Annotated in this window: 19 protein-coding genes; 9 read left to right on the top strand and 10 right to left on the bottom strand. The window is 67.8% G+C overall.

Annotation, left to right across the window (positions count from 1 at the left end; translation table 11 throughout):
- The first annotated feature begins 258 nt into the window (after positions 1 to 258).
- Both CAL29_RS19005 and CAL29_RS19000 read left to right on the top strand, forming a co-directional pair.
- Positions 259 to 1,593: a D-alanyl-D-alanine carboxypeptidase family protein gene (locus tag CAL29_RS19005; protein WP_094854618.1), complete on the top strand. Its 1,335-nt coding sequence runs from the start codon at positions 259 to 261 to the stop codon at positions 1,591 to 1,593.
- A gap of 422 nt (positions 1,594 to 2,015) precedes the next feature.
- Positions 2,016 to 3,092, top strand: coding sequence for an ornithine cyclodeaminase (locus tag CAL29_RS19000; RefSeq protein WP_094854617.1), 1,077 nt, complete (start codon positions 2,016 to 2,018; stop codon positions 3,090 to 3,092).
- Here the strand turns inward: CAL29_RS19000 and CAL29_RS18995 are convergent.
- The 4 genes from CAL29_RS18995 to CAL29_RS18980 form a co-directional block, all read right to left on the bottom strand.
- On the bottom strand, positions 3,076 to 4,524 hold the full coding sequence (locus CAL29_RS18995; protein ID WP_094854616.1) for an NAD-dependent succinate-semialdehyde dehydrogenase: 1,449 nt from the start codon (positions 4,522 to 4,524) through the stop codon (positions 3,076 to 3,078). The genes CAL29_RS19000 and CAL29_RS18995 overlap by 17 nt on opposite strands.
- Positions 4,525 to 4,542: 18 nt before the next feature.
- Positions 4,543 to 5,307, bottom strand: coding sequence for an HpcH/HpaI aldolase family protein (locus CAL29_RS18990; RefSeq protein WP_094854615.1), 765 nt, complete (start codon positions 5,305 to 5,307; stop codon positions 4,543 to 4,545).
- A gap of 73 nt (positions 5,308 to 5,380) precedes the next feature.
- On the bottom strand, positions 5,381 to 6,196 hold the full coding sequence (locus CAL29_RS18985; RefSeq protein ID WP_094854614.1) for an IclR family transcriptional regulator: 816 nt from the start codon (positions 6,194 to 6,196) through the stop codon (positions 5,381 to 5,383).
- Positions 6,197 to 6,323: 127 nt separating this feature from the next.
- Positions 6,324 to 6,755: an Lrp/AsnC family transcriptional regulator gene (locus CAL29_RS18980; RefSeq protein ID WP_094854613.1), complete on the bottom strand. Its 432-nt coding sequence runs from the start codon at positions 6,753 to 6,755 to the stop codon at positions 6,324 to 6,326.
- Positions 6,756 to 6,930: 175 nt separating this feature from the next.
- Here CAL29_RS18980 and CAL29_RS18975 point away from each other — a divergent pair, with 175 nt between their 5' ends.
- Positions 6,931 to 8,538 (top strand): MFS transporter, encoded by a 1,608-nt coding sequence (locus CAL29_RS18975; protein ID WP_094854612.1) that lies wholly within the window; start codon positions 6,931 to 6,933, stop codon positions 8,536 to 8,538.
- A gap of 2 nt (positions 8,539 to 8,540) precedes the next feature.
- Complete coding sequence (locus CAL29_RS18970; protein ID WP_094854611.1) at positions 8,541 to 9,011, top strand: MarR family winged helix-turn-helix transcriptional regulator; 471 nt, start codon at positions 8,541 to 8,543, stop codon at positions 9,009 to 9,011.
- Here the strand turns inward: CAL29_RS18970 and CAL29_RS18965 are convergent.
- The gene (locus CAL29_RS18965) at positions 9,003 to 10,916 is read right to left on the bottom strand and encodes a putative bifunctional diguanylate cyclase/phosphodiesterase (RefSeq protein WP_256977577.1); all 1,914 of its coding nucleotides are present in this window, start codon (positions 10,914 to 10,916) and stop codon (positions 9,003 to 9,005) included. The two genes, CAL29_RS18970 and CAL29_RS18965, sit on opposite strands and share 9 nt — an antisense overlap.
- A 191-nt stretch (positions 10,917 to 11,107) precedes the next feature.
- Between CAL29_RS18965 and yddG the strand changes: the two genes are divergently transcribed.
- The gene (gene yddG / locus CAL29_RS18960; protein WP_094854609.1) at positions 11,108 to 11,995 is read left to right on the top strand and encodes an aromatic amino acid DMT transporter YddG; all 888 of its coding nucleotides are present in this window, start codon (positions 11,108 to 11,110) and stop codon (positions 11,993 to 11,995) included.
- Positions 11,996 to 12,115: 120 nt separating this feature from the next.
- On the opposite strand, the gene CAL29_RS18955 is transcribed toward yddG, so the two are convergent.
- Entirely contained in the window at positions 12,116 to 12,274 is a 159-nt protein-coding gene (locus tag CAL29_RS18955) for a DUF3309 family protein (RefSeq protein WP_094854608.1), read from the bottom strand.
- A gap of 313 nt (positions 12,275 to 12,587) precedes the next feature.
- Here CAL29_RS18955 and CAL29_RS18950 point away from each other — a divergent pair, with 313 nt between their 5' ends.
- Positions 12,588 to 12,875, top strand: coding sequence for a DUF1488 family protein (locus CAL29_RS18950; RefSeq protein WP_094854607.1), 288 nt, complete (start codon positions 12,588 to 12,590; stop codon positions 12,873 to 12,875).
- Positions 12,876 to 12,898: 23 nt separating this feature from the next.
- On the opposite strand, the gene CAL29_RS18945 is transcribed toward CAL29_RS18950, so the two are convergent.
- Together CAL29_RS18945 and CAL29_RS31640 are read right to left on the bottom strand one after the other, a co-directional pair.
- Positions 12,899 to 14,332, bottom strand: coding sequence for an aminotransferase-like domain-containing protein (locus CAL29_RS18945; RefSeq protein ID WP_094854606.1), 1,434 nt, complete (start codon positions 14,330 to 14,332; stop codon positions 12,899 to 12,901).
- Positions 14,333 to 14,818: 486 nt separating this feature from the next.
- Entirely contained in the window at positions 14,819 to 15,187 is a 369-nt protein-coding gene (locus CAL29_RS31640) for a hypothetical protein (RefSeq protein WP_179284108.1), read from the bottom strand.
- Positions 15,188 to 15,309: 122 nt separating this feature from the next.
- Between CAL29_RS31640 and CAL29_RS18930 the strand changes: the two genes are divergently transcribed.
- Positions 15,310 to 16,569 (top strand): TIGR03862 family flavoprotein, encoded by a 1,260-nt coding sequence (locus CAL29_RS18930; protein ID WP_094854603.1) that lies wholly within the window; start codon positions 15,310 to 15,312, stop codon positions 16,567 to 16,569.
- A 54-nt stretch (positions 16,570 to 16,623) separates the two neighbouring features.
- Here CAL29_RS18930 and CAL29_RS18925 read toward each other — a convergent pair whose 3' ends face one another.
- Together CAL29_RS18925 and CAL29_RS18920 are read right to left on the bottom strand one after the other, a co-directional pair.
- Positions 16,624 to 18,246: an NAD(P)/FAD-dependent oxidoreductase gene (locus CAL29_RS18925; protein ID WP_094854602.1), complete on the bottom strand. Its 1,623-nt coding sequence runs from the start codon at positions 18,244 to 18,246 to the stop codon at positions 16,624 to 16,626.
- Between the two features lie 70 nt (positions 18,247 to 18,316).
- Positions 18,317 to 18,526: a hypothetical protein gene (locus CAL29_RS18920; protein WP_094854601.1), complete on the bottom strand. Its 210-nt coding sequence runs from the start codon at positions 18,524 to 18,526 to the stop codon at positions 18,317 to 18,319.
- Positions 18,527 to 18,708: 182 nt separating this feature from the next.
- Between CAL29_RS18920 and CAL29_RS18915 the strand changes: the two genes are divergently transcribed.
- Together CAL29_RS18915 and CAL29_RS18910 are read left to right on the top strand one after the other, a co-directional pair.
- Positions 18,709 to 18,846 carry an entericidin A/B family lipoprotein gene (locus tag CAL29_RS18915; protein ID WP_094854600.1) on the top strand — a complete coding sequence of 46 codons (138 nt, stop codon included), beginning with the start codon at positions 18,709 to 18,711 and terminating at the stop codon, positions 18,844 to 18,846.
- Positions 18,847 to 18,986: 140 nt separating this feature from the next.
- Positions 18,987 to 19,205 (top strand): hypothetical protein, encoded by a 219-nt coding sequence (locus CAL29_RS18910; RefSeq protein WP_143277702.1) that lies wholly within the window; start codon positions 18,987 to 18,989, stop codon positions 19,203 to 19,205.
- Positions 19,206 to 19,221 lie beyond the last annotated feature (16 nt).

The raw sequence follows: 19,221 nt of genomic DNA, 5'->3' as shown, positions 1-19,221 counted from the left end.
GCAGTGCTTCAGCGGACTAGTCCGGCTGTGCCGGCTCGTTGTGTTCAAACAGTCTAGACGTCCCCATGGGGCCCGCCTATCCGATGGGCGTACTAAGGCGCAGGTATGATGCGACCTTCGGTCATGTGAACTTGCGGCCGGTTTTGCGGCCTAAGGAGCACGCACGGCTCGACGCGCGAGCGCTTGCCATGCGCGCGCCGCGGGCGGTCAGCCACCCGTAAGACCGGACACATAGAGATAGAGACGCCCATCGCCCTTATGAAGAACCGCACTGCTGCAGCCCTGTTTTCCCTGAACGCCATCTGTCTTTCCGTCTCGCTCGCCTTGCCGGCACAGGCAACGGCCACGACGTCCCATAAGACCCACAAGACCGAAAAAGCCGCCAAGCCGGCGAAATCGGCGCCGGCCGCCGAGGCCGCGCCGGTCGTCGACAACGGCCCGCCGCCGGTCTTCGGCATTCCGAACGACGCCAACACCGCGCCGCTGCCGGCGCTGGACGCCAAGTCCTGGCTGCTGCTGGACCAGACCAGCGGCGCCGTGATCGCGTCGCGCAACGCGGACGAGCGCGTCGAGCCGGCCTCGCTGACCAAGATCATGACGGCCTATCTGATCTTCCGCGGCCTGCGCGACCACGCCTTGAAGCTGGACCAGATGGTGACGGTCTCGGAGCATGCCTGGAAGGTGGCGCCGGGCAGTTCCAAGATGTTCATCGAGCCGGGCAAGCAGGTCAGCATCGACGACCTGCTGTCGGGCCTCCTGATCCAGTCCGGCAACGACGCGGCGGTGGCGCTGGCCGAGGCGTCCGCCGGCTCGGAAGAGGCCTTCGTGCAGAAGATGAACGAGGAAGCGCAGGCCATGGGGCTGGCGCACACGCATTTCAACAGCCCGCACGGCTTGCCGGATCCCCAGACGTATTCGACCGCCGCCGACCTGGCCAGGCTGGCGGGGCGCCTGATCCAGGACTTTCCGGATATGTACGTGCGCTATGACTCGCAGAAGTCCTTCCGCTACAACAACATCACGCAGCCCAATCGCAACCGCATGCTGTGGATCGATCCCTCGGTCGACGGCGGGAAGACCGGGCATACCGAGGCCGCCGGCTACTGCATGATCGTCTCGGCGGTGCGGCCGGGCGCGTCGGGCCCGCGCCGCCTGATCTCCGTGGTCATGGGCACGTCTTCGGAAAAGGCCCGCACGGCCGAGACGGGGCAGTTGTTGAACTGGGGCTTCGGCAATTTCGAGACCTTGAAGCTGTACGCCAAGGGGCAGGTGCTGGCTACGCCGCAGGTGTGGAAGGGCAAGCAGGACGCGGTGAAGATCGGCTTCGAGCAGGACGTGTACGTCACCGTGCCGCGCCCTTGGGCCACCCGCCTGAAGCCGGCGCTGGCGCCGCAGGACCATCCGCTCATCGCCCCGCTGCAAAAGGACGATACCGTGGGCCGCGTCAACGTCATGCTCGACGACAAGGCGGTGGCGAATTTCCCGGTGCGCGCGCTGGAGCCCGTGGAGGAAGCGGGCTTCTTCGGCCGTGGCTGGGATGGCGTCAAGCTGTGGGTGCACGAAATGATGGGGGGCGACAAGCCCGCCGCCTGATCGAAAAGGCCTGCCGCCTGGGGGATAGGCGCTGGGTTTGACCAGGCAGGGCCGCCGAGTGAACGCACCATTTCGCCGCCGCAATCCACGCAAGCTGGATTCCGGCGGCGTTTTACGTCCATGGCATGCGCATGTAAGAACGGGCCGGCCATGGATGCGCTTCAGGCCGATATCGGGATCGAAGGCAATTGGGCGCAGCCCCATGCGCCAAGACGCGCCGGGGATGCGTGTTTCCGCAAAAGCGCGCTGTTTTTTAACTAAACGCCAGTTTTTGATGACGATCTGACAGGTTGTATTGGAAAGATAGTCAATTCTCTGTCTATTCGTTATTTCCGGGCTCGCGCATCATGGTGGGGCGTCTCCCGCATCCGGGCACTCCTCGTATTCCACGCCCATGCGGTCGCCAAAAAAGAGAGCCTGCCATGACCCGCTTCATCGATCTTCCTCAGCTTTCCGCGCTGGTCCGCGCCATGGGCGCCGGCCGTTTCATGGCCGAACTCGCGGCCGCCATCGAGGCCGACTATCTGCGCTGGAACGACTTCGACAAGACGCCGCGCGTCGCCACGCACTCGGCGCGCGGCGTGATCGAGCTCATGCCGGTGTCCGACCGGACCCGTTACGCGTTCAAGTACGTCAACGGACACCCGTACAACCCGGCCGCCGGCCTGCCCACCGTCATGGCCTTCGGCGCGCTGGCCGACGTCGATACGGGTTATCCGCGCCTGCTGTCCGAACTGACCCTGATGACGGCGCTGCGCACCGCCGCCACTTCCGCCATGGCGGCGCGGGTCCTGGCGCGGCCGCGGCCGGCGCGCATGGCGCTCATCGGCAACGGCGCCCAGAGCGAGTTCCAGGCCATCGCCTTCCATACCCTGCTGGGTATCGAGGAGGTCCGCCTCTACGACGTCGACCCCGCCGCCACGGCCCGGCTGCGGCGCAATCTCGCGCGGGCGGCGCCCGCGCTGGCGGTGTCCTGCGCGGCCTCGACGGCGCAGGCCGTGCGCGGCGCCGATATCGTCACCACGCTCACGGCGGACAAGACCCGCGCCACCATCCTCACGCCGGAAATGATCGAACCGGGCATGCATGTCAATGCGGTGGGCGGGGACTGTCCCGGCAAGACCGAATTGCATGCCGACATCCTGCGCGCGGCGCGCGTGGTGGTGGAGTACGAGCCGCAATCTCGCATCGAGGGCGAGATCCAGCAAATGCCGGCGGACTTCCCCGTGGTCGAACTGTGGCGCGTGCTGGACGGCAGCGCCGCCGGGCGTGAATCCGACCGGCAGGTCACCGTCTTCGATTCCGTGGGCTTCGCGCTGGAGGACTATTCCGCGCTGTGCTACCTGGATCGCCTGGCGCGGGCGCGGGGGATCGGCACCCTGGTGCAACTGGTGCCGCCTCCCGGCGACCCCAAGGACCTGTTCGGCGCCACGCTGGCGGACCCGGCGGATCCTGCCGCGCATCCGGGCGAAGCGCCGCGCATTACGGCAGATGCATGACCATCTTGGTGAGCAGATAGCCATCCAGGCCTTCGATGCCGCCTTCCTTCCCGTCGCCGCTATGGTCCATGCCGCCGAAAGGCATTTCGGTCTGGGTCACCGTATAGGTGTTCAGGCCCACGGTGCCGGCCTGGATGCCGTCGGCGATCTGCTGCGCGCGGCGCGCGTCGTGCGTGTGCGCATAGGCGGCCAGGCCGTAGCGCAGGCGGTTGGCCGCGCGCAAGGCGTCGGGTAGTTCCGCGTAGCGATTGAGTATGGCTACCGGCCCGAAAGGCTCTTCGTTCATGATGCGCGCCTGTTCCGGCACCTCGGCCAGCACCGTGGGCGCGTAGAAGTGGCCGGCGCCCGGCAGGCGCTTGCCGCCGGTCAGGCACTTTCCGCCCAGCGACACGGCCTCGGCCGTCAAGGTTTCCATGGCGGCGATGCGGCGCGGATTGGCCAGCGGGCCCATTTGCGTCGCCGCGTCCAGGCCGTTGCCCACGACCAGGGCGGCGGCCGCCTGGGCGAACGCTTCGGCGAAAGCGTCGAAAATGCCTTCCTGCACGTAGAAGCGTGTCGGCGCGACGCAGATCTGGCCGGCATTGCGGTACTTGGCGGCGACGGCCAGCGCGGCGGCTTCTTGCGGGTCGACGTCGTCGCAGACGATGACCGGCGCGTGGCCGCCCAGTTCCATGGTGCAGCGCTTGACGTCCGCGGCGGCGAGCGTGGTCAGTTGGACGCCCACCGCTGTCGATCCGGTGAAGGACACCTTGCGCACGATGGGCGAGCGAAGCAGGTAGCCGGACACGTCCGCCGGTTCGCCGAACACCACGTTCAGCACGCCGGCCGGCAGTCCCGCGTCGACCAGCGCGCGCGCCAGCGCCAGCGCGGTGGCGGGCGTTTCCTCGGCGGGCTTGATGATGCAGGCGCACCCGGCCGCCAGCGAACCGGCGATCTTGCGCGCCGCCGTGGCGGCGGGGAAGTTCCAGGGCGCGAAGGCGGCCACGACGCCGATCGGCTCCTTGACGACCATATTGCGCTGGCCCGGCGTGCGCGACGGCACGATGCGGCCATACGCGCGCCGGCCTTCCTCCGCGTTCCACGCGAAGATGTCGGCCGCGGTCAGGATTTCTCCGCGCGCTTCGGCCAGGGGTTTGCCTTGTTCGAGCGTGAGCGCCGTGGCGATGGCTTCGCAGCGCTCGCGCAGCAGGGCCGCGGCGCGGTTAAGGATGACCGCGCGATCGTAGGCGGACACCGCGCGCCACTGGACCATGGCGCGTTCGGCGGCGGCCAGCGCGCGCGCCAGGTCCGCCCCGCTGGCATAGGGCAGGGCGCCCAGGGCCGCGCCGGTGGCGGGATTGGCGATGGTGCGGCCGGGGCGGCCGGCGGCGTCCAGCCACTCGCCGTCGATCAGCAGGGCCAGTTCGGGATAGGAGTGGGCAGCATCTTTCATGGTGGGTTCGCTCCGCGTTCAACGCTGGCGCAGCCGGCCCAGCAGGCCGGTGGTCGCGCTGGTGATGATGGAGGTGTCGGTGGCGGCGCCGACGAAGCTCACGCCCTGGGCCAGGCGGCGCGCCGCGTCGTCCTCGCGGGTGGTCAGGTAGCCGGACGGCTTTCCCTTGGCCTGCAGGCGCGCGAAGGCGTCGTCCAGCGCGGCCTGCACCTCCGGGTGCGTGGCGTTGCCCAGGTGGCCCAGCGAGGCGGACAGGTCGGCCGGGCCGATGAACACCCCGTCGACGCCGGGAACGTCGGCGATCGCCTCCAGGTTCTTCAGGCCTTCGGCGGTCTCGATCTGCACCAGCACGCAGATCTCGTTCTCGATCTTGTTGAAATAGCCCGGGATCAGGCCATAGGCCGCGGCGCGCGAACTGCCCGAGACGCCCCGCACGCCATGCGGCGGATAGCGCGTATAGCTGACGGCCGCGGCCGCTTCCTCCGCGTTCTGGATGTAGGGGAACAGCAGCGTCTGAGCGCCCGCGTCGAGGATGCGCTTGACCAGCACCATGTCCGACCAGGCGGGCCGCACGATGGCATTGACGTCCAGCGCGGCCAGCGCCTGCATCTGGTGGATCAGGTCCGGGAGTTCATTGGGCGAATGTTCGGTGTCGAGCAGGATCCAGTCGAAGCCGCAGGCGCCGAAGACTTCCGTGGTGACGGCGCCGCCCAGGGTGGAGAACATCCCGATCTGCTGGCGGCGGCCGAGATCGCGCTTGAAACGGTTGGTACGCAATTCCATGTCTATCCTCGCGGTGGAAAACCCAGGGGTACAACGTTCGCAACGTTCGTGGCGTTCGCAACATTCGTGGCGTTCATGACGGCGGCCTGACCGCGCGGATGGCGCCGCCCGACAGCCTCGCGGCGTCGGTCAGTTCGCGCGCCATCTCCCGCACGCGGGCGGCGGCGAGCGCCTCGAAATCCGCCATGGCCATGCGGCCGGCGTCTATGGTCAGGCTGATGCCCGCCACGGGCATGCCGTCGGCGTCCAGCACCGGCGCGGCCAGGGTGCGCAAGCCATAGGCGTTCTCGCCGTCGGAAAGCGCATAGCCGCGCGCCCGCACCGCGTCCAGGCGCGCCAGCAGCGCGTCCATCTCCACCACCGTATGTTCGGACAACTTGACCCGCGGCGCGCTGTCCAGCGCGGCGATCCGTTGTTCCCGGGGCAGGAAGGCCAGCATGGCGTGCCCCAGCGCGGAGGCATAGGCGCCGATGCGCGTGCCGGGCCCGCGCTGCATGTTGTGGCGGCCCAGGCCGGCCTGCACGCGGCGCAGATACACCACGTCTCCCTGGTCCAGCGCGCCCAGCGAGGCGGCGTCGGCGACGATGGGCACGGCGGCGCGCAGCAGGGGCTCCGCGTGGTCCGCCAGGTCCTGCCGCCCGGACAGCGCGGCATAGCCCAGTTCAAGGCACTTCAGCCCGAGCCGGTAGCGCTTGCTGTCGGGCACGGCGTGGACATAGCCCAGCGTTTCCAGGGTATGGACCAGGCGAAAGGCGGTGCCGCGGTCCAGTCCCGCGCGCGCGGCGATCTCCGAGACGGTCAGCGCCGGCAGCGTGGCGTCGAAGGCCTTGATCACGGCGAAGGCCTTGGCAACGGAATTGACCTGGTTCTTGGGATTGGGGGCGGACATCGGGCGGGCAGAAATGATCGGAATCCGAACATTTGTTCGGATAAGAAATCATTCTAAGGGCCGGCGTCTTGCAGCGTCAATGCGGCCCGTCCCGCGATATCGGCGAGGAGTAGGGCCGTCACCTTGCTTACTTGTAATGCGCCAGCATCAGATTGGTTTCGGAGTTGGCGATGCCCTTGATGCTGCGCAGGTCGCGCAGCACGCGGTCGAAGGTGGACAGGTCCCGCACCCGGATCTCCACCATGAGGTCCCAGCGCCCGCTGGTGGAATGGACCTCCACCACTTCCGGCAGGCGCCGCAATGCCGCGACCACGGCGTCCGTCTCGTTGCCGCGCACCTCGACCAGCGTCATGGCGCGCACCGCGGGAATCTCCACTTCGCTGCGCAGCCGGATGGTGAAGCCCAGCAGCACGCCGCCGCGCAACAGGCGATCGATGCGGTTTTGCACGGTGCCGCGCGACACCCCGAGTTTCTTCGCCAGCGTGGCGGTGGGCAGGCGGCCATCGTCGCGCAAGAGGGCGATGAGGCGGTGATCGAGATCGTCCAGCGTATCCAGCATGGGGCGCGATGCGCCGGCTTGCCTGCCTGGGGCAGGGCCGCCGGCGGCGGGCTGCGAGGGGCTTTCACTGTACCACCGGCGCCCCCTCGGGGGCCGCGGATCGAATGTCCGCACCGCCGCTTTCCGGCCTGCGCTAGAATAATCATTGATAAATCAATTATTGATGAGTCCATAAATGGCGCCGCGTGCCCCCGTTACACCCCATTCGGCCGGTCAGGTGCTGCCTTTCCGCCAATCCCTGATGGCCATGCTGGGCATGTGCTTCGTCGTCATGCTGGTGGCCGTCGACCAGACGGTGGTCGGCACGGCGCTGCCCACGGTCGTGGCGGAACTCAAGGGTTTCGACCTCTACGCCTGGGTGGCCACGTCCTATCTGCTGACCTCCGTGGTGACCATTCCCATCTTCGGGCGCCTGGGGGACTACTACGGCCGCAAGCCGTTCGTGGTGGGCGCCATCGTCGTCTTCACGCTGGCGTCGGTGCTGTGCGGCGCGGCCAACAGCATGCTTTTCCTGGTGCTGGCGCGCGCCCTGCAAGGCGTCGGCGGCGGCATGCTGGTGGGGACCGCCTTCGCCTGCATTCCCGATCTTTTCCCCGACTCCCACGTGCGCCTGCGCTGGCAGGTCATGTTCAGCTCGGCCTTCGGCATCGCCAACGCGGTGGGGCCGACGCTGGGCGGCTATCTCACGGAATACTACGGCTGGCGCTCGGTGTTCTACGTCAACCTGCCGGTGGGGCTGCTCGGCCTGTGGTTCGTGGTGCGCCACCTGCCGCACCTGCGCCACGGCGAGCGCAAGGGCAATATCCGGCTGGACTGGCCGGGCGCCTTGCTGATCGCGATCGCGCTGGGCGGCCTGCAACTGATGGTGGAGCTGCTGCCCAGCCAGGGCGCCAGCGCCACCTCCTTCGGGCTGGGCATCGCCAGCGTGCTGGCCTTCGTCGCGCTGATCTTCTGGGAGCGGCGCTGCGCCTCGCCCCTGCTGCCGCTGGACATGTTCCGCAACCCCAGCCTGGCCGCGCTGTTCACGCTGGCCCTGCTGCTGGGCGTGACCATGTTTTCCTTCCTCTTCTACGCGCCGCTGCTGCTGCAGGGCGGCTTCGGGCTGTCGCCCAAGGACGCCGGCCTGCTGGTGACGCCCATGGTGGCCTTCATCACGGTGGGCAGCATCACCAACGGCCGCATCGTCACGCGGATCAAAAATCCCAATCACATGCTCTACGTGGGCTGTTTCCTCCTGTGCCTGGCCACGGCCGGCGTGATCACCACCCACCACTACACGCCGCGCGCCTTGATCGCGATCTATATGCTGCTGGCCGGCCTGGGCCTGGGCTTCGTCATGCCCAACCTGACGGTGTTCGCGCAGCAGACCGCCGGCCGCGCCCACCTGGGCATCGCCACGGCCCTGCTGCAATCGCTGCGCATGATCGGCGGCATGATAGGCACGGCGGTGGTCGGCACCATGGTCAATCACAGCTACGTCAGCGGCGTCGAGTCCGCCCTGGCGGCCAGCCAGGCGGGGCATTGGATGGCGCAGTTGGACGACCCCCAGATCCTCGTCAACCCCGAGGCCCAGTCGGACTTCCTGGGCCAGGTGGCGGCCGCCGGCAGCAACGGCGCGTCCCTGCTGGAGGTCGCCCGCGAATCGCTGGTGAGCGCCATCCACGATGGCCAGATCGTGGTGCTGGTCGTCGCCATCCTGACCCTGTGGGGCGTGCGGCGCGTGCCGCCGATCAGGCTGGCGCGGGCGGTCGGCAAGCCGGCGAGCGCGCCGGCGGCGGAATGAGCATGTCGAAAGAACAGCAGGGTTTGCGCACGGTCCAGCAATTGGGCCAGACCTATCGCGTCATGATGAGCGCCTTCAGCGCCCAGGTGGGGCATGCCTTGCCGCGCTGGCGCATCCTGCTGGCGCTGCATGAAGAAGGGCGCTGCTCGCAGAAACTCCTGGCGGAACGCTGCCGGCTGGATCCCGCGTCGCTGACGCGGCAACTGCAGGCCATGGAAGGCCTGGGCTGGATCAGCCGCAGCATCGACGCCCAGGACAATCGCCTGATCAACGCCGTGTTGACGGCGCAGGGCAAGCGCGTGGTGGCCGAGGCGTTGCCGCGCCGCGCCGAATTCTTCGAGCATGCGCTGGACAGCCTGTCGGCCAAGCAACTGGAAGTCTTCCACCAGGTCCTGGCCTTGCTCGAGGAAAACTTCAAGGGCGCCCAACAAGCTGCCCAGCAGGCGAGCCAGGGCCAGGCCGCGTCACGTTGACGCGGCGGACGCCGGCGCCGGCGAGAGATAGACCTGCGCCGCCGCCGCGGGCATGGGCTCGCCGTACCAGTAACCCTGGATTTGGTCGCATCCCCACGCGCGCAGCCAGGCGCGCTGCGCCGCCGTCTCCACGCCCTCGGCGATGACGCGCAGCCCCAGGTGATGGGCCATGCCGATCATGGCGCGCACGATCGCGGCATCGTTGCCGTCGGGCCGCAGGGAGCGGATGAAGGACTGGTCTATCTTCAGCATGTCCACCGGGAAGCGCTTCAGGTAGGCCAGGCTGGAATAGCCGGTGCCGAAATCGTCGATGGCCAGCCTGAATCCCTGCTCGCGCAATGCGCGCAACAGGCGTTCGCCGCGGCCATGTTCCCGCATCAGCATGCCTTCGGTGATTTCCACTTCGATCAGGCCGGGATCGACGCCGGTCTCGGCCAGCACGCGGGCCACCACGCGCAGGAAGTCGGGGTGGGCGAACTGGCGCGGCGAGATATTCACGGCGACGACCGTTTTCCGGTCCGGCGCCTGTTCCTGCCACGCGCGCGCCTGCCGGCAGGCCTGTTCCAGCACCCAGGCGCCGATCGGGACGATCAGGCCGGACTCTTCCGCGAGGGGGATGAATTCGGCGGGCGGGATCAGGTTGCCGTCGTGGCGCCAGCGCAGCAAGGCCTCGAAACCGGCCAGGCCGCCGTCGCCCAGGCGTTGCTGCGGCTGGTAGTACACCACCAGTTCCCCGCGTTCCAGCGCATGCGCGAGCAGCGCTTCGCGGCGCAGGTCGTGGTGGCTTCGTTCGCTGATGGCTTCGGAGTAGGGGACGAGGATATCGCCGCCGGCTTCGCGCGCCGCGCGCAGCGCCGCGTCGGCGTGGGCCAGCAATTGCGCCACGTCGCCGCATTGCGCCGGATAGTTCGCGCTGCCCAGGCTCAGGCGCGGAAAGACCTCGTGCGGGCCGCGGCGGAACGGCGGATGCATGGCCGCGCGCAGGCTGTCCAGCGTGTCCGGGGCGGCCGCCCCGCGCACGCAGGCGTTTTCCATTCCGCGATACAGGATCGCCAGCGTGGCGCCGTCCAGCCGGAAGACCTCGCCGCCGTGCCGTTGCGCCGCCGCGCGCACCCGCCCGGCGATTTCGCGCATCAGCCCGTCGGCGAAGGCGTAGCCCAGTTCGCCGACCACGCGGTCGAAGCGGTCTATCCTTCCCAGCACCAGCGTATGCGGCTGGCCTGCGATGCCGCGCAGCCGCCGTTCGAAGGAACGGCGGTTGGCGAGATCGGTCAGCGGGTCGTGGAAGGCCTGGAAGGCGAGCTGGCGCTCGCTGCGCATCCGCGCGCGCACGTGGTGCATCGTGAACAGCGAGGCGGCCAGGGTGAGCAGCGTATAGGCTTGCACCAGGCGCGACATCGAGTCGATGCCGGTATGGGTGAGGACCTGCGCCTGGCGCAGCGCCGTCGCGGCCGCTTGCTTCAAGCCGGCGAGCTGGCCGCGGATGTCGTTGGTGTAGCGGTTGGCCTGCCGCAGCAGGTCGCGCGCGTCGCGGCGGCTGTCGGCCTCGTCCGCCAGCACGTCGTCCAGCCGGCCGGCCAGCGGCAGCAGTTCGCGGCTGGCCAGGCGGATGGGCGCCACGCCGGCGTGGTCCGGGAAGTCTCGCCGCAGGGTGTTCAGTCCGCGCAGCACGTCGTCGCGCTGGTCCGCCGTCAGTTGCACGAAGCGGGCACGGTCGATCGATTGCGTCGCGTATTTGTTCAAGGCCAACTGATACAGTAGCACCGCGTGTTCGAAGTCAGTCAGGTGCTCGTACGCCGGCAGGTTTTCGTTGAGCAGGGGCCGCAGGGCCTTGCCGACGCTTTCCGCCTTGGTCGCCATGAAGGCCGACAGGCCCAGTCCCGCCACAATCACCAACGCAAGCAAGCCATAAACGCTCCATCGAAATTCCCGGCCTTGCTCCTGCATACTTCGAAACTCCATGCGCTGCCTGCCGCCGCGGCGCGGCCGGGGCGGTTGTATGCGTGTCGCCACGCGATTGAAAGATCCAGATCGGCGCGTATTCTGGATCTTTTATATTTCGTATTCTTTGATACAAAGCAATAACAGCAGGATGTATGCCCCGCAATAAAGCAACCCTGGTAGGCCTTTCCGCGATTCTGCTGTGGGGCGCGATGGTCGGCCTGGTTCGCAGCGTCACGGTCAGCCTCGGGCCGGCCCTGGGCGCGGCGGCGATCTACTCCGTGGGCGCGGTGTTCCTGTATTTCGTGGCCGGCTGGCCCTCGTTGCGCGGCTTCCCGCGTCCTTATCTGTACGTGGGCAGCCTGTTGTTCGTCGCCTACGAGACGTGCCTGGCGTTGTCGCTGGGGTACGCGCACAGCGACCAGCAGGCGATCGAAGTCAGCATGGTCAACTATCTCTGGCCCAGCCTGACCGTCGCCTTTTCCATCCTGTTCAATGGCCAGCGCGCCGGCTGGCTGGTGGTCCCAGGCCTGGTGCTGGCGTTGCTGGGCGTGGCCTGGGCGCAAGGCGGGGAGGCGCTGGACCTCGCCAGCCTCGCCGCCCACGTCGGCGACAACCCCTTGAGCTATGGCCTGGCGCTGCTGGGCGCGGTGCTGTGGGCCGCCTATTGCACGGTGACCACGCGGCTGGCCGCCGGCCGCAACGGCATCACCTTTTTCTTCGCGCTGACCGCGCTGGCGTTCTGGGTGCAGGTGGCCTTGCAAGGCGGCGCCATGCAGGTCGACGGCATGGCGCTGGTGCACGTGCTGTTGGCGGCGGCCGCCATGGGTGGCGGCTATGCCGCGTGGAACGTCGGCATCCTGCACGGCAACGTGACCTTGATGGCGGCTGCCTCGTATTTCACGCCGCTGCTGTCGGCGGCGCTGGCCGCCTTCATGCTGGACGCGCCGCTGTCCTTCACGTTCTGGCAGGGCGCGGCCATGGTGTGCGCCGGTTCGCTGCTGTGCTGGCGCGCGACCCGCCGACGGGGCAAAGCTACTTGAGCCGGGCGAAGTCCCGATAGGGTTGGTCCCCTGCTGAAACGGAAACGCTCCCCGTGGGGAGCGTCATATGCAATGCCGCGCCATATGGCGCTCATGGCGCGGCCGCGATTCTTTGATTCCTTATATCTGTCCCATCAGCAGGAGCACGATGACGATGACCAGAACGATGCCCAGGCCTCCGCTCGGGTAGTAGCCCCAGCTCCGGCTATGCGGCCAACTGGGCAGCGCGCCTATGAGCAGCAGGATCAGGATGATCAGCAGGATGGTTCCGAGAGTCATTGTTTTCTCCTTATATCCGCCCTGGGGCAGGGGCAGTGGCTGGTCGCTCCGGCTGCGCGTGAAGGCGCTGGACCGTTGGCCGGGGAGAAGCAAGCAGCGCTCCCGATGTCGCGCCGCGGGAAGGCATGTCCACGACATCGGCGGCAGCCCTGGAAAAAATTCCAAGGAAAAATCAAATCCTCTTTTGGATGATGTTGCCCAAATACATCGAATGCTTACCGACGTTACACACGGTAAGGTCACCGTTCGCTACGATTAGTCCGCCTTCCTTTCTTTCCCCTTGTAAAGGCCATGAATCGTTACGGAGAGTGTCATGTCAGTGAATAATATTGTCATAAACGACAACGCCGTTAACGATCGTTCCGCACATGTGATCTGGTTCGAAGCCGCGGCGGGCGAGCGCACCATACAGGCCGGCGTTTCCTGGGAAGTCCTGCGCGCCCGCTTCGGCGCCGGCGTCGAGGAAGCCAGCCTGCTGGACGCCTACCATGGACACCGGCGCACCCTGCACGCGCTGGCCGAGCGGAAGTTCCGCGAAAGCCATCCCCTGCCGGTGCTCCTGAGTTCGGCGGACTTTCCCAGCGAGCGCGCCGGCCGCTGAGCGCCGCGTCGTTCATCGCACCGTCACGGCAACTTGCCGGCCACGATGCGGCCCAGCATGCGGACGGCGGCGTCCACGTCGGCGGTGAAGTCCGCGCCGCAGCTCACGCGCAGGAAATGCTCGTAGCGGTCCGAATTGGAGAACATGCGGCCGGGCGCCACCCGGATGCCCAGCGGCAGCGCGGTTTCGAACACCTGCCTGGACGAGCGTCCGTCCGGCATCTCCACCCATAGCAGCATGCCGCCGCGCGGCATGCTCAGGCGCGTGCCGGGCGGAAAGTAATCGGCGATGGCCTGGGCCATGCGTTCGCGCTGCGCCTTCAGGCGGCCGCGCAGGCGCACCAGGTGGCGGTCGTAGGCCTTGGCGCCCAGGACATCGGCGACGGCCAGTTGCATCAGCGGCTCGTTGGGACGGCTTTGCACGAACTTCATCATCGCGATGCGGGCCTTCCAGCGGCCGCCGATCAGCCAGCCCAGGCGTGAACCGGGCGCCAGCGTCTTGTGCAGCGAGGCGCAGTAAATGACGTTGCCTTCGCGGTCCCAGGCCTTGGCCGCGCGCAGGCGCTCGTCGCCGTCGGCCAGGGCGCCATAGGTGTCGTCCTCGATCAGCGGCACGCGTTGCTGCTCGCACAGCGCCACCAGCCGGGCCTTGTCCGCGTCGCTCATGATGCTGCCCAGGGGGTTGTGCAGATTGGGCACCGCCACCACGGCCTTGATGCCGGCGTGCGTCTGGAAGGCGAGATCCAGGGCCTCGATCGAAATGCCGGTGTGCGGGCTGGTCGGGATTTCCAGCGCGCGCATGCCCAGGCTTTCGAGGATCTGCAGCAGGCCGAAGTAGGCGGGCGACTCCACGGCGATGGTGTCGCCGGGGCTGGCGACCGCGCGCAGCGCCAGGTTCAGCGCTTCGATGCAGCCGTGCGTCACCAGGATATCGTCGGGCGCCGCGTTGACGCCGCTATCGAGCGCGCGCCGCGCCAGCGCCGCCTGCAGGCAGGGATGGCCGCCATGGGGCACGGAGCTGGTCAGCAACTGGGGATGGCGCCGCACCATGCGCAGCATCGATTGCTTCAATGCCTCCGTGGGATAGGCGTCCGGCGTCGCCACCGCGGTGGCGAAGTTGAATTTGGTGGGATGGATTTCGCACTTGGCGATGAAGTCGGAGACCCGGTCGTGTATGCCGACGTAGGACGCCGGGTCCAGTATCTTGCCGGTCTCGGGCTCGTCGATGGGCGGCAGCGTCGCCCGCTTGCGCTTGACGACGAAATAACCGGAACGGGGGCGGGCTTCGATGAGGCCGTCGTCTTCGAGACGGCGGCAGGCTTGCAGCGCCGTGGACAGGCTGACTTGATGCAGTTTTACCAGGTTGCGGACGGACGGCATGCGCGCCGTGGGTGCCAATACGCCAGAACGGATGGCTTGCCGATAGTGGTCGGCCAAGCGTTGATACAGTGGTTCCATGGCCGAATCATGCTGGCGCCCGTAGGGGCAGGATAGATACAGATTATCTGGAAATTAACAATAACAGGGTGATGTTTGTTCGTCTGCTTTCATAAAGATAAAGATTAGGTGTGCCTGCCCGAACTATTGCGCGAAACCTAATCTGGCGGCAGATCATTTTCGATCGTTGGAGCCGTCAAATGGACACAGGAATCGAGCGTATTCGCGATATCAGTCTGGCCGGAGGCGAGACCCGCATGTTGTTCGTTCGCCCCGATAGCAAGGTGATAGGCATGCGAGGTAGCCGTGTCATGGTGCAGGAATGGGTTCCCTTGGGAGACGCTGCTTTTTCCATACGCATGCCGGTGGCGCCCGGGCAGATGCACTCGATGGCTTACGGCGGCCGCGTGCTGTTCTGCGCGGACGGCCCGGCGCAGGTGCGCGTGATCGAGCGGACGGCCTGGCTGCCGCGCGCGGCCGTCCGCCTGGCGATGCAGGCGCGCGCCCTTACTGCCTGGGTCCGTGCCCGGGTCCGCCGGCGTTCAGGAGGGTTATCAGGGCCTGCTTGAGCGAGGCCGAAAACAGCGGCACCAACTGGACCGTTCCGGCGCTGTTGCGGGCCACGCGCAAATTGACCGACTGGCCGTTGAAGGCGGCCGGCGCGCCTTCCAGTGCCGCGTAGCGGCGGACGAGTTCATTGGCCTGGGCCTGCGCTTCGTAAAGCCGCGCCGGCTGCGTCGCGATATCGTCGGTGTGCGTATCCAGCACCCGCTGCAGGTCGTCGATGAATAGGCCCAGCGCGTTGGCGCCCCGGCAATCGGGGCGTTCATAGCCCCATTGCGGTTGATCGGGCGTCGAGATGGGCGTGTTGCTCATGATGGCATCCTGTGCTGCGCGCGCGAATTGGCGCCACCCTCGATGCTAACCGAGGCGCCGCGGCTTGGCTGGCCGCCGGGTTGGTTAGTATTACGCCTTTGCCCGTCCGTAACCGCGCCCCTATGTCCCGCTCGCCTCTTTCCCCGCCCGCCGTCATCGTCGTCGGCGCCGGTCCCGCCGGCCTGATGGCGGCGCAGGTGGCGGCCGCCGCCGGCGCACGCGTGGATGTCTACGACGCCATGCCGTCGGCAGGAAGAAAATTCCTGCTGGCCGGCCGCGGCGGCTTGAACCTGACGCATAGCGAGCCGTTGCCGGCTTTTCTCGGCCGCTACGATACGGCGGCCCGGCCCCGGGTCGAGCGCTGGCTGCGGGCCTTGCCGCCCCAGGCCCTGCGCGACTGGGCGCAAGGCCTGGGCGTGGAAACCTTCGTGGGCACTTCCGGCCGCGTTTTTCCCCAGGAAATGAAGGCCGCGCCGCTGCTGCGCGCATGGATGGCCCGCTTGCGCGCCGACGGCGTGCATTTCCATATGCGGCATCGCTGGCTGGGCTGGCGCGACGATCCCGTTTCAGCGCCGGCGTCCAGCCTTCGTTTCGCCGGCCCGCAGGGGGACGTGGACGTTCGCGCCGATGCGGTGGTGCTGGCGCTGGGCGGCGCCAGTTGGGCGCGGCTGGGATCGGACGGGGCCTGGGTGGCCTTGCTGCGCGAACGCGGGGTGGCGGTGAACGACCTGGCGCCGTCGAACTGCGGCTTCGATGCGCAATGGACGCCGCTGCTGCGCGACCGCCATGCGGGCGAGCCGGTCAAGGCGGTGGCGGCCCGCGTGGGCGACGGAGAAATGCGGCGCGGCGAATTCATTCTCACCGTCTCCGGCGTCGAGGGTGGCCTGGTCTATGCCTTGTCGGCGGCTCTGCGCGAGCAGTGGCGCCAGCACGGCCATGCCGAGATGCGGGTGGACCTGCTGCCGCAGATGGAGGCCGGCCGGGTCGCCATGGAGGTGGCGCATCCGCGCGGTTCGCGTTCCTGGTCCAGCCACCTGCAAAGCCGCTTGAACCTGAAGGGCGTGAAGATGGCCTTGCTGCGCGAGTGCGTGCCGGCCCAGGCGTTTCACGATCCTGCCTGGCTCGCGCGTTGCATCAAGGATCTGCCGCTGCGCCTGGCGCGGCCCCGGCCGATCGACGAGGCCATCAGCAGCGCGGGCGGCGTGCGCCTGGACGAGGTGGACGACGACCTGCAGTTGCGCCGCCTGCCGGGCGTGTTCTGCACCGGCGAAATGCTGGACTGGGACGCGCCGACCGGCGGCTACCTGCTGACGGCCTGCTTCGCCGGCGGCGCGGTGGCCGGCGCGGGCGTGGCCGCGCGCCTGGGGCTCGGGCGGGTCTAGCGGCGAGCCCCGGAAATTCGCACGCGTAACGGGGCACGCTACCCGCCGCGGCGCCTACGCCGCTTTCGCCTGGCGCGCCACGATGTCGCGCGCGACGGCTTCCGCGACTTCGATGCCGTCGATGGCGGCGGAATAGATGCCGCCGGCATAGCCCGCGCCTTCGCCCGCCGGGAACAGGCCGGCGGTGTTGACGCTTTGATAGTCGTCGTTGTTGCGCGTGATGCGCAGCGGCGACGAGGTGCGGGTCTCGACGCCGGTCAGCACGGCGTCGTGCATGGCGTAGCCCTTGAGCTTGCGATCGAAGGCGGGCAGGGCCTCGCGGATGGCTTCGATGGCGTAGTCCGGCAGCGCCGTGGACAGGTCGGTGGGCGTGACGCCGGGCTTGTAGGAGGGCTGCACCGAACCCAGCGCGGTGGAGGGCCGTCCCGCGACGAAGTCGCCGACGGTCTGGCCGGGGGCATGGTAGCCGCCGCCGCCCAATTCGTAGGCGCGCGATTCCCATTGCCGCTGGAAGGCGATGCCGGCCAGGGGACCGCCGGGATAATCGTCCGGCGTGATGCCGACCACGATGCCGGCGTTGGCGTTGCGTTCCGCGCGGGAATACTGGCTCATGCCATTGGTCACCACGCGGTTGGGTTCGGAGGTCGCCGCCACCACCGTGCCGCCCGGGCACATGCAGAAACTGTAGACCGAGCGCCCGTTGCCGGCGTGATGCACCAGCTTGTAGTCGGCCGCGCCCAGCAGGGGATGGCGCACGAACTTGCCGAAGCGCGCGCGGTCGATGAGCGATTGCGGATGCTCGATGCGAAAGCCGATGGAGAAGGGCTTGGCTTCCAGGAAGACGCCGCGTTCATGCAGCATCTCGAAGGTGTCGCGCGCGCTGTGGCCGATGGCCAGCACCAGGTGCGTGCAGGGCAGGTATTCGCCGCTGGCCAGGGTCAGCCCGCGCAGTTGGCCATGATGCAGGTCGAGGTCCGCCACGCGCTGCTCGAAGCGCACTTCGCCGCCCAGCGATTCGATGGTGGCGCGCATCTTTTCCACCATGCTGACCAGGCGGAAGGTGCCGATGTGGGGCTTGCTGACGTAGAGGATTTCCTCGGGCGCGCCGGCCCGCACGAATTCGTCCAGCACCTTGCGGCCGAGATGGCGCGGGTCCTTGATCTGGCTGTAGAGCTTGCCGTCGGAAAAGGTGCCGGCGCCGCCTTCGCCGAACTGCACGTTGGATTCGGGATGGAGCACTTCCTTGCGCCACAGGCCCCAGGTGTCCTTGGTGCGCTCGCGCACGGCCTTGCCGCGTTCCAGGATGATGGGACGAAAGCCCATTTGCGCCAGGATCAGGCCGGCGAACAGGCCACAGGGACCCATGCCCACGACGACGGGCCGCGCGGCGCCGGGCGCCGCGCCGGCGTCGGCGACGAAGCGGTAGGTCATGTCCGGCGTCGGGGCCACGTGCGGCGAGCCGCCGTGGCGCGCCAGCACGGCGGCCTCGTCGCGCAGCACGGCGTCGACGGAGTACACGAGCAGGATGTTGGCCTGCTTGCGGGCGTCGTAGCCGCGGCGGTAGATGGAAAAGGAAAGGAGCTCGTCGTCCGCGATCTCCAGCTTTTGGACGATGGCGGAACGCAGGGCCTCCTCGGCATGATCGAGGGGCAGTTTGATTTCTGATATGCGCAGCATGACAGGTCCGGCGCCGCTTATGGCGCAAAGTCGCGCGGCCGCGTCATGCGGCCGCAGGCGCAAGTGTAGTTCACCCCCGGGCCTGGGGCGAGGGCGGCGATCCCGGCGGGTCGCCGGGCAGCGGAGGATCGCCGGGAAGCGGCGGTTCGTCGGGCAGGGGCGGTTCGCCCGGCGCCGGCTCGCGGTGCGAGGCCGGCACGGCGTTGCGGGCGATTTCCTCGGCGATGTCGGCCGAGTCGGGGCTGCGCGGGTTGAGCGTGTTGGGTGCAATGCTGGACATGGCAGGTCTCCTGGGTGGGTGCGGGCTGCTCCGATGCATGCCGCATGCCCGGGGCGCGCGGATCAGAAGGCTGGCGGCGGGGACGGCCGCCGGGAACTTCCTTGGGCACGTCATTTGCTGATGAGCAGGCGGAGTCGATGTTTCCATCGATTTTTCTTTTTATCGCCAACAAAGGAAAGACCATGAAGAACAAAGCCTTTCTCGTTGTGATGCTTGCTTTTTCCGCCCTCGTCGCGGGTTGCAACACCGTGCACGGCGCCGGCCAGGACATCGAGCGCGGCGGCGAAAAAATCCAGAATGCGGCCGATCGTCATTCATAAGCAATCGGTCGCAGGCTGAAGTCCGCCGGCCGGCGCTGCCCGACCAAGCGGACCTGGTGGTTGGCGCGGGGGCGTGGGCGGCGAACGGCCACGCTTCCCGCATTTTCCTTATTCGAGGCACGACACCAAGAGGCAGAAAAATGTTCAGAACGACGCCCACATTGACGCCCGAGCAGTTCCGCTGGCTGAAGGAATTGCGTACGCAGGCTTCGTCGTTGGTAGGCTTCGATATCCCCCAGCCTGTGCGCGGGCAACTGGAGGCCTTGAACTACATCGAGCAGCGCGCGGGCAAGACCGCGGTGACGCGGCCGGGCGTGAACGCGCTGGGCGCATATGTGGGCCCGATGTCGGCGCGGTAGCGCTAGCGCTGGCGAG

Origin of the sequence: Bordetella genomosp. 10, assembly GCF_002261225.1 — a bacterium.
GTDB lineage: Bacteria > Pseudomonadota > Gammaproteobacteria > Burkholderiales > Burkholderiaceae_B > Bordetella_C.
The sequence above is the reverse complement of the archived record's forward strand: the minus strand, read 5'-3'. Positions and strand labels throughout refer to the sequence as shown.

Excerpts from the sequence above, each read along its gene's own strand:
- CAL29_RS19005 (WP_094854618.1), top strand. The coding sequence starts at position 259 with ATGAAGAACCGCACTGCTGCAGCCCTGTTTTCCCTGAACGCCATCTGT.
- CAL29_RS19000 (WP_094854617.1), top strand. The coding sequence starts at position 2,016 with ATGACCCGCTTCATCGATCTTCCTCAGCTTTCCGCGCTGGTCCGCGCC.
- CAL29_RS18995 (WP_094854616.1), bottom strand. The coding sequence starts at position 4,524 with ATGAAAGATGCTGCCCACTCCTATCCCGAACTGGCCCTGCTGATCGAC.
- CAL29_RS18990 (WP_094854615.1), bottom strand. The coding sequence starts at position 5,307 with ATGGAATTGCGTACCAACCGTTTCAAGCGCGATCTCGGCCGCCGCCAG.
- CAL29_RS18985 (WP_094854614.1), bottom strand. The coding sequence starts at position 6,196 with ATGTCCGCCCCCAATCCCAAGAACCAGGTCAATTCCGTTGCCAAGGCC.
- CAL29_RS18980 (WP_094854613.1), bottom strand. The coding sequence starts at position 6,755 with ATGCTGGATACGCTGGACGATCTCGATCACCGCCTCATCGCCCTCTTG.
- CAL29_RS18975 (WP_094854612.1), top strand. The coding sequence starts at position 6,931 with ATGGCGCCGCGTGCCCCCGTTACACCCCATTCGGCCGGTCAGGTGCTG.
- CAL29_RS18970 (WP_094854611.1), top strand. The coding sequence starts at position 8,541 with ATGTCGAAAGAACAGCAGGGTTTGCGCACGGTCCAGCAATTGGGCCAG.
- yddG (WP_094854609.1), top strand. The coding sequence starts at position 11,108 with ATGCCCCGCAATAAAGCAACCCTGGTAGGCCTTTCCGCGATTCTGCTG.
- CAL29_RS18955 (WP_094854608.1), bottom strand. The coding sequence starts at position 12,274 with ATGACTCTCGGAACCATCCTGCTGATCATCCTGATCCTGCTGCTCATA.
- CAL29_RS18950 (WP_094854607.1), top strand. The coding sequence starts at position 12,588 with ATGTCAGTGAATAATATTGTCATAAACGACAACGCCGTTAACGATCGT.
- CAL29_RS18945 (WP_094854606.1), bottom strand. The coding sequence starts at position 14,332 with ATGGAACCACTGTATCAACGCTTGGCCGACCACTATCGGCAAGCCATC.
- CAL29_RS31640 (WP_179284108.1), bottom strand. The coding sequence starts at position 15,187 with ATGAGCAACACGCCCATCTCGACGCCCGATCAACCGCAATGGGGCTAT.
- CAL29_RS18930 (WP_094854603.1), top strand. The coding sequence starts at position 15,310 with ATGTCCCGCTCGCCTCTTTCCCCGCCCGCCGTCATCGTCGTCGGCGCC.
- CAL29_RS18925 (WP_094854602.1), bottom strand. The coding sequence starts at position 18,246 with ATGCTGCGCATATCAGAAATCAAACTGCCCCTCGATCATGCCGAGGAG.
- CAL29_RS18920 (WP_094854601.1), bottom strand. The coding sequence starts at position 18,526 with ATGTCCAGCATTGCACCCAACACGCTCAACCCGCGCAGCCCCGACTCG.
- CAL29_RS18915 (WP_094854600.1), top strand. The coding sequence starts at position 18,709 with ATGAAGAACAAAGCCTTTCTCGTTGTGATGCTTGCTTTTTCCGCCCTC.
- CAL29_RS18910 (WP_143277702.1), top strand. The coding sequence starts at position 18,987 with ATGTTCAGAACGACGCCCACATTGACGCCCGAGCAGTTCCGCTGGCTG.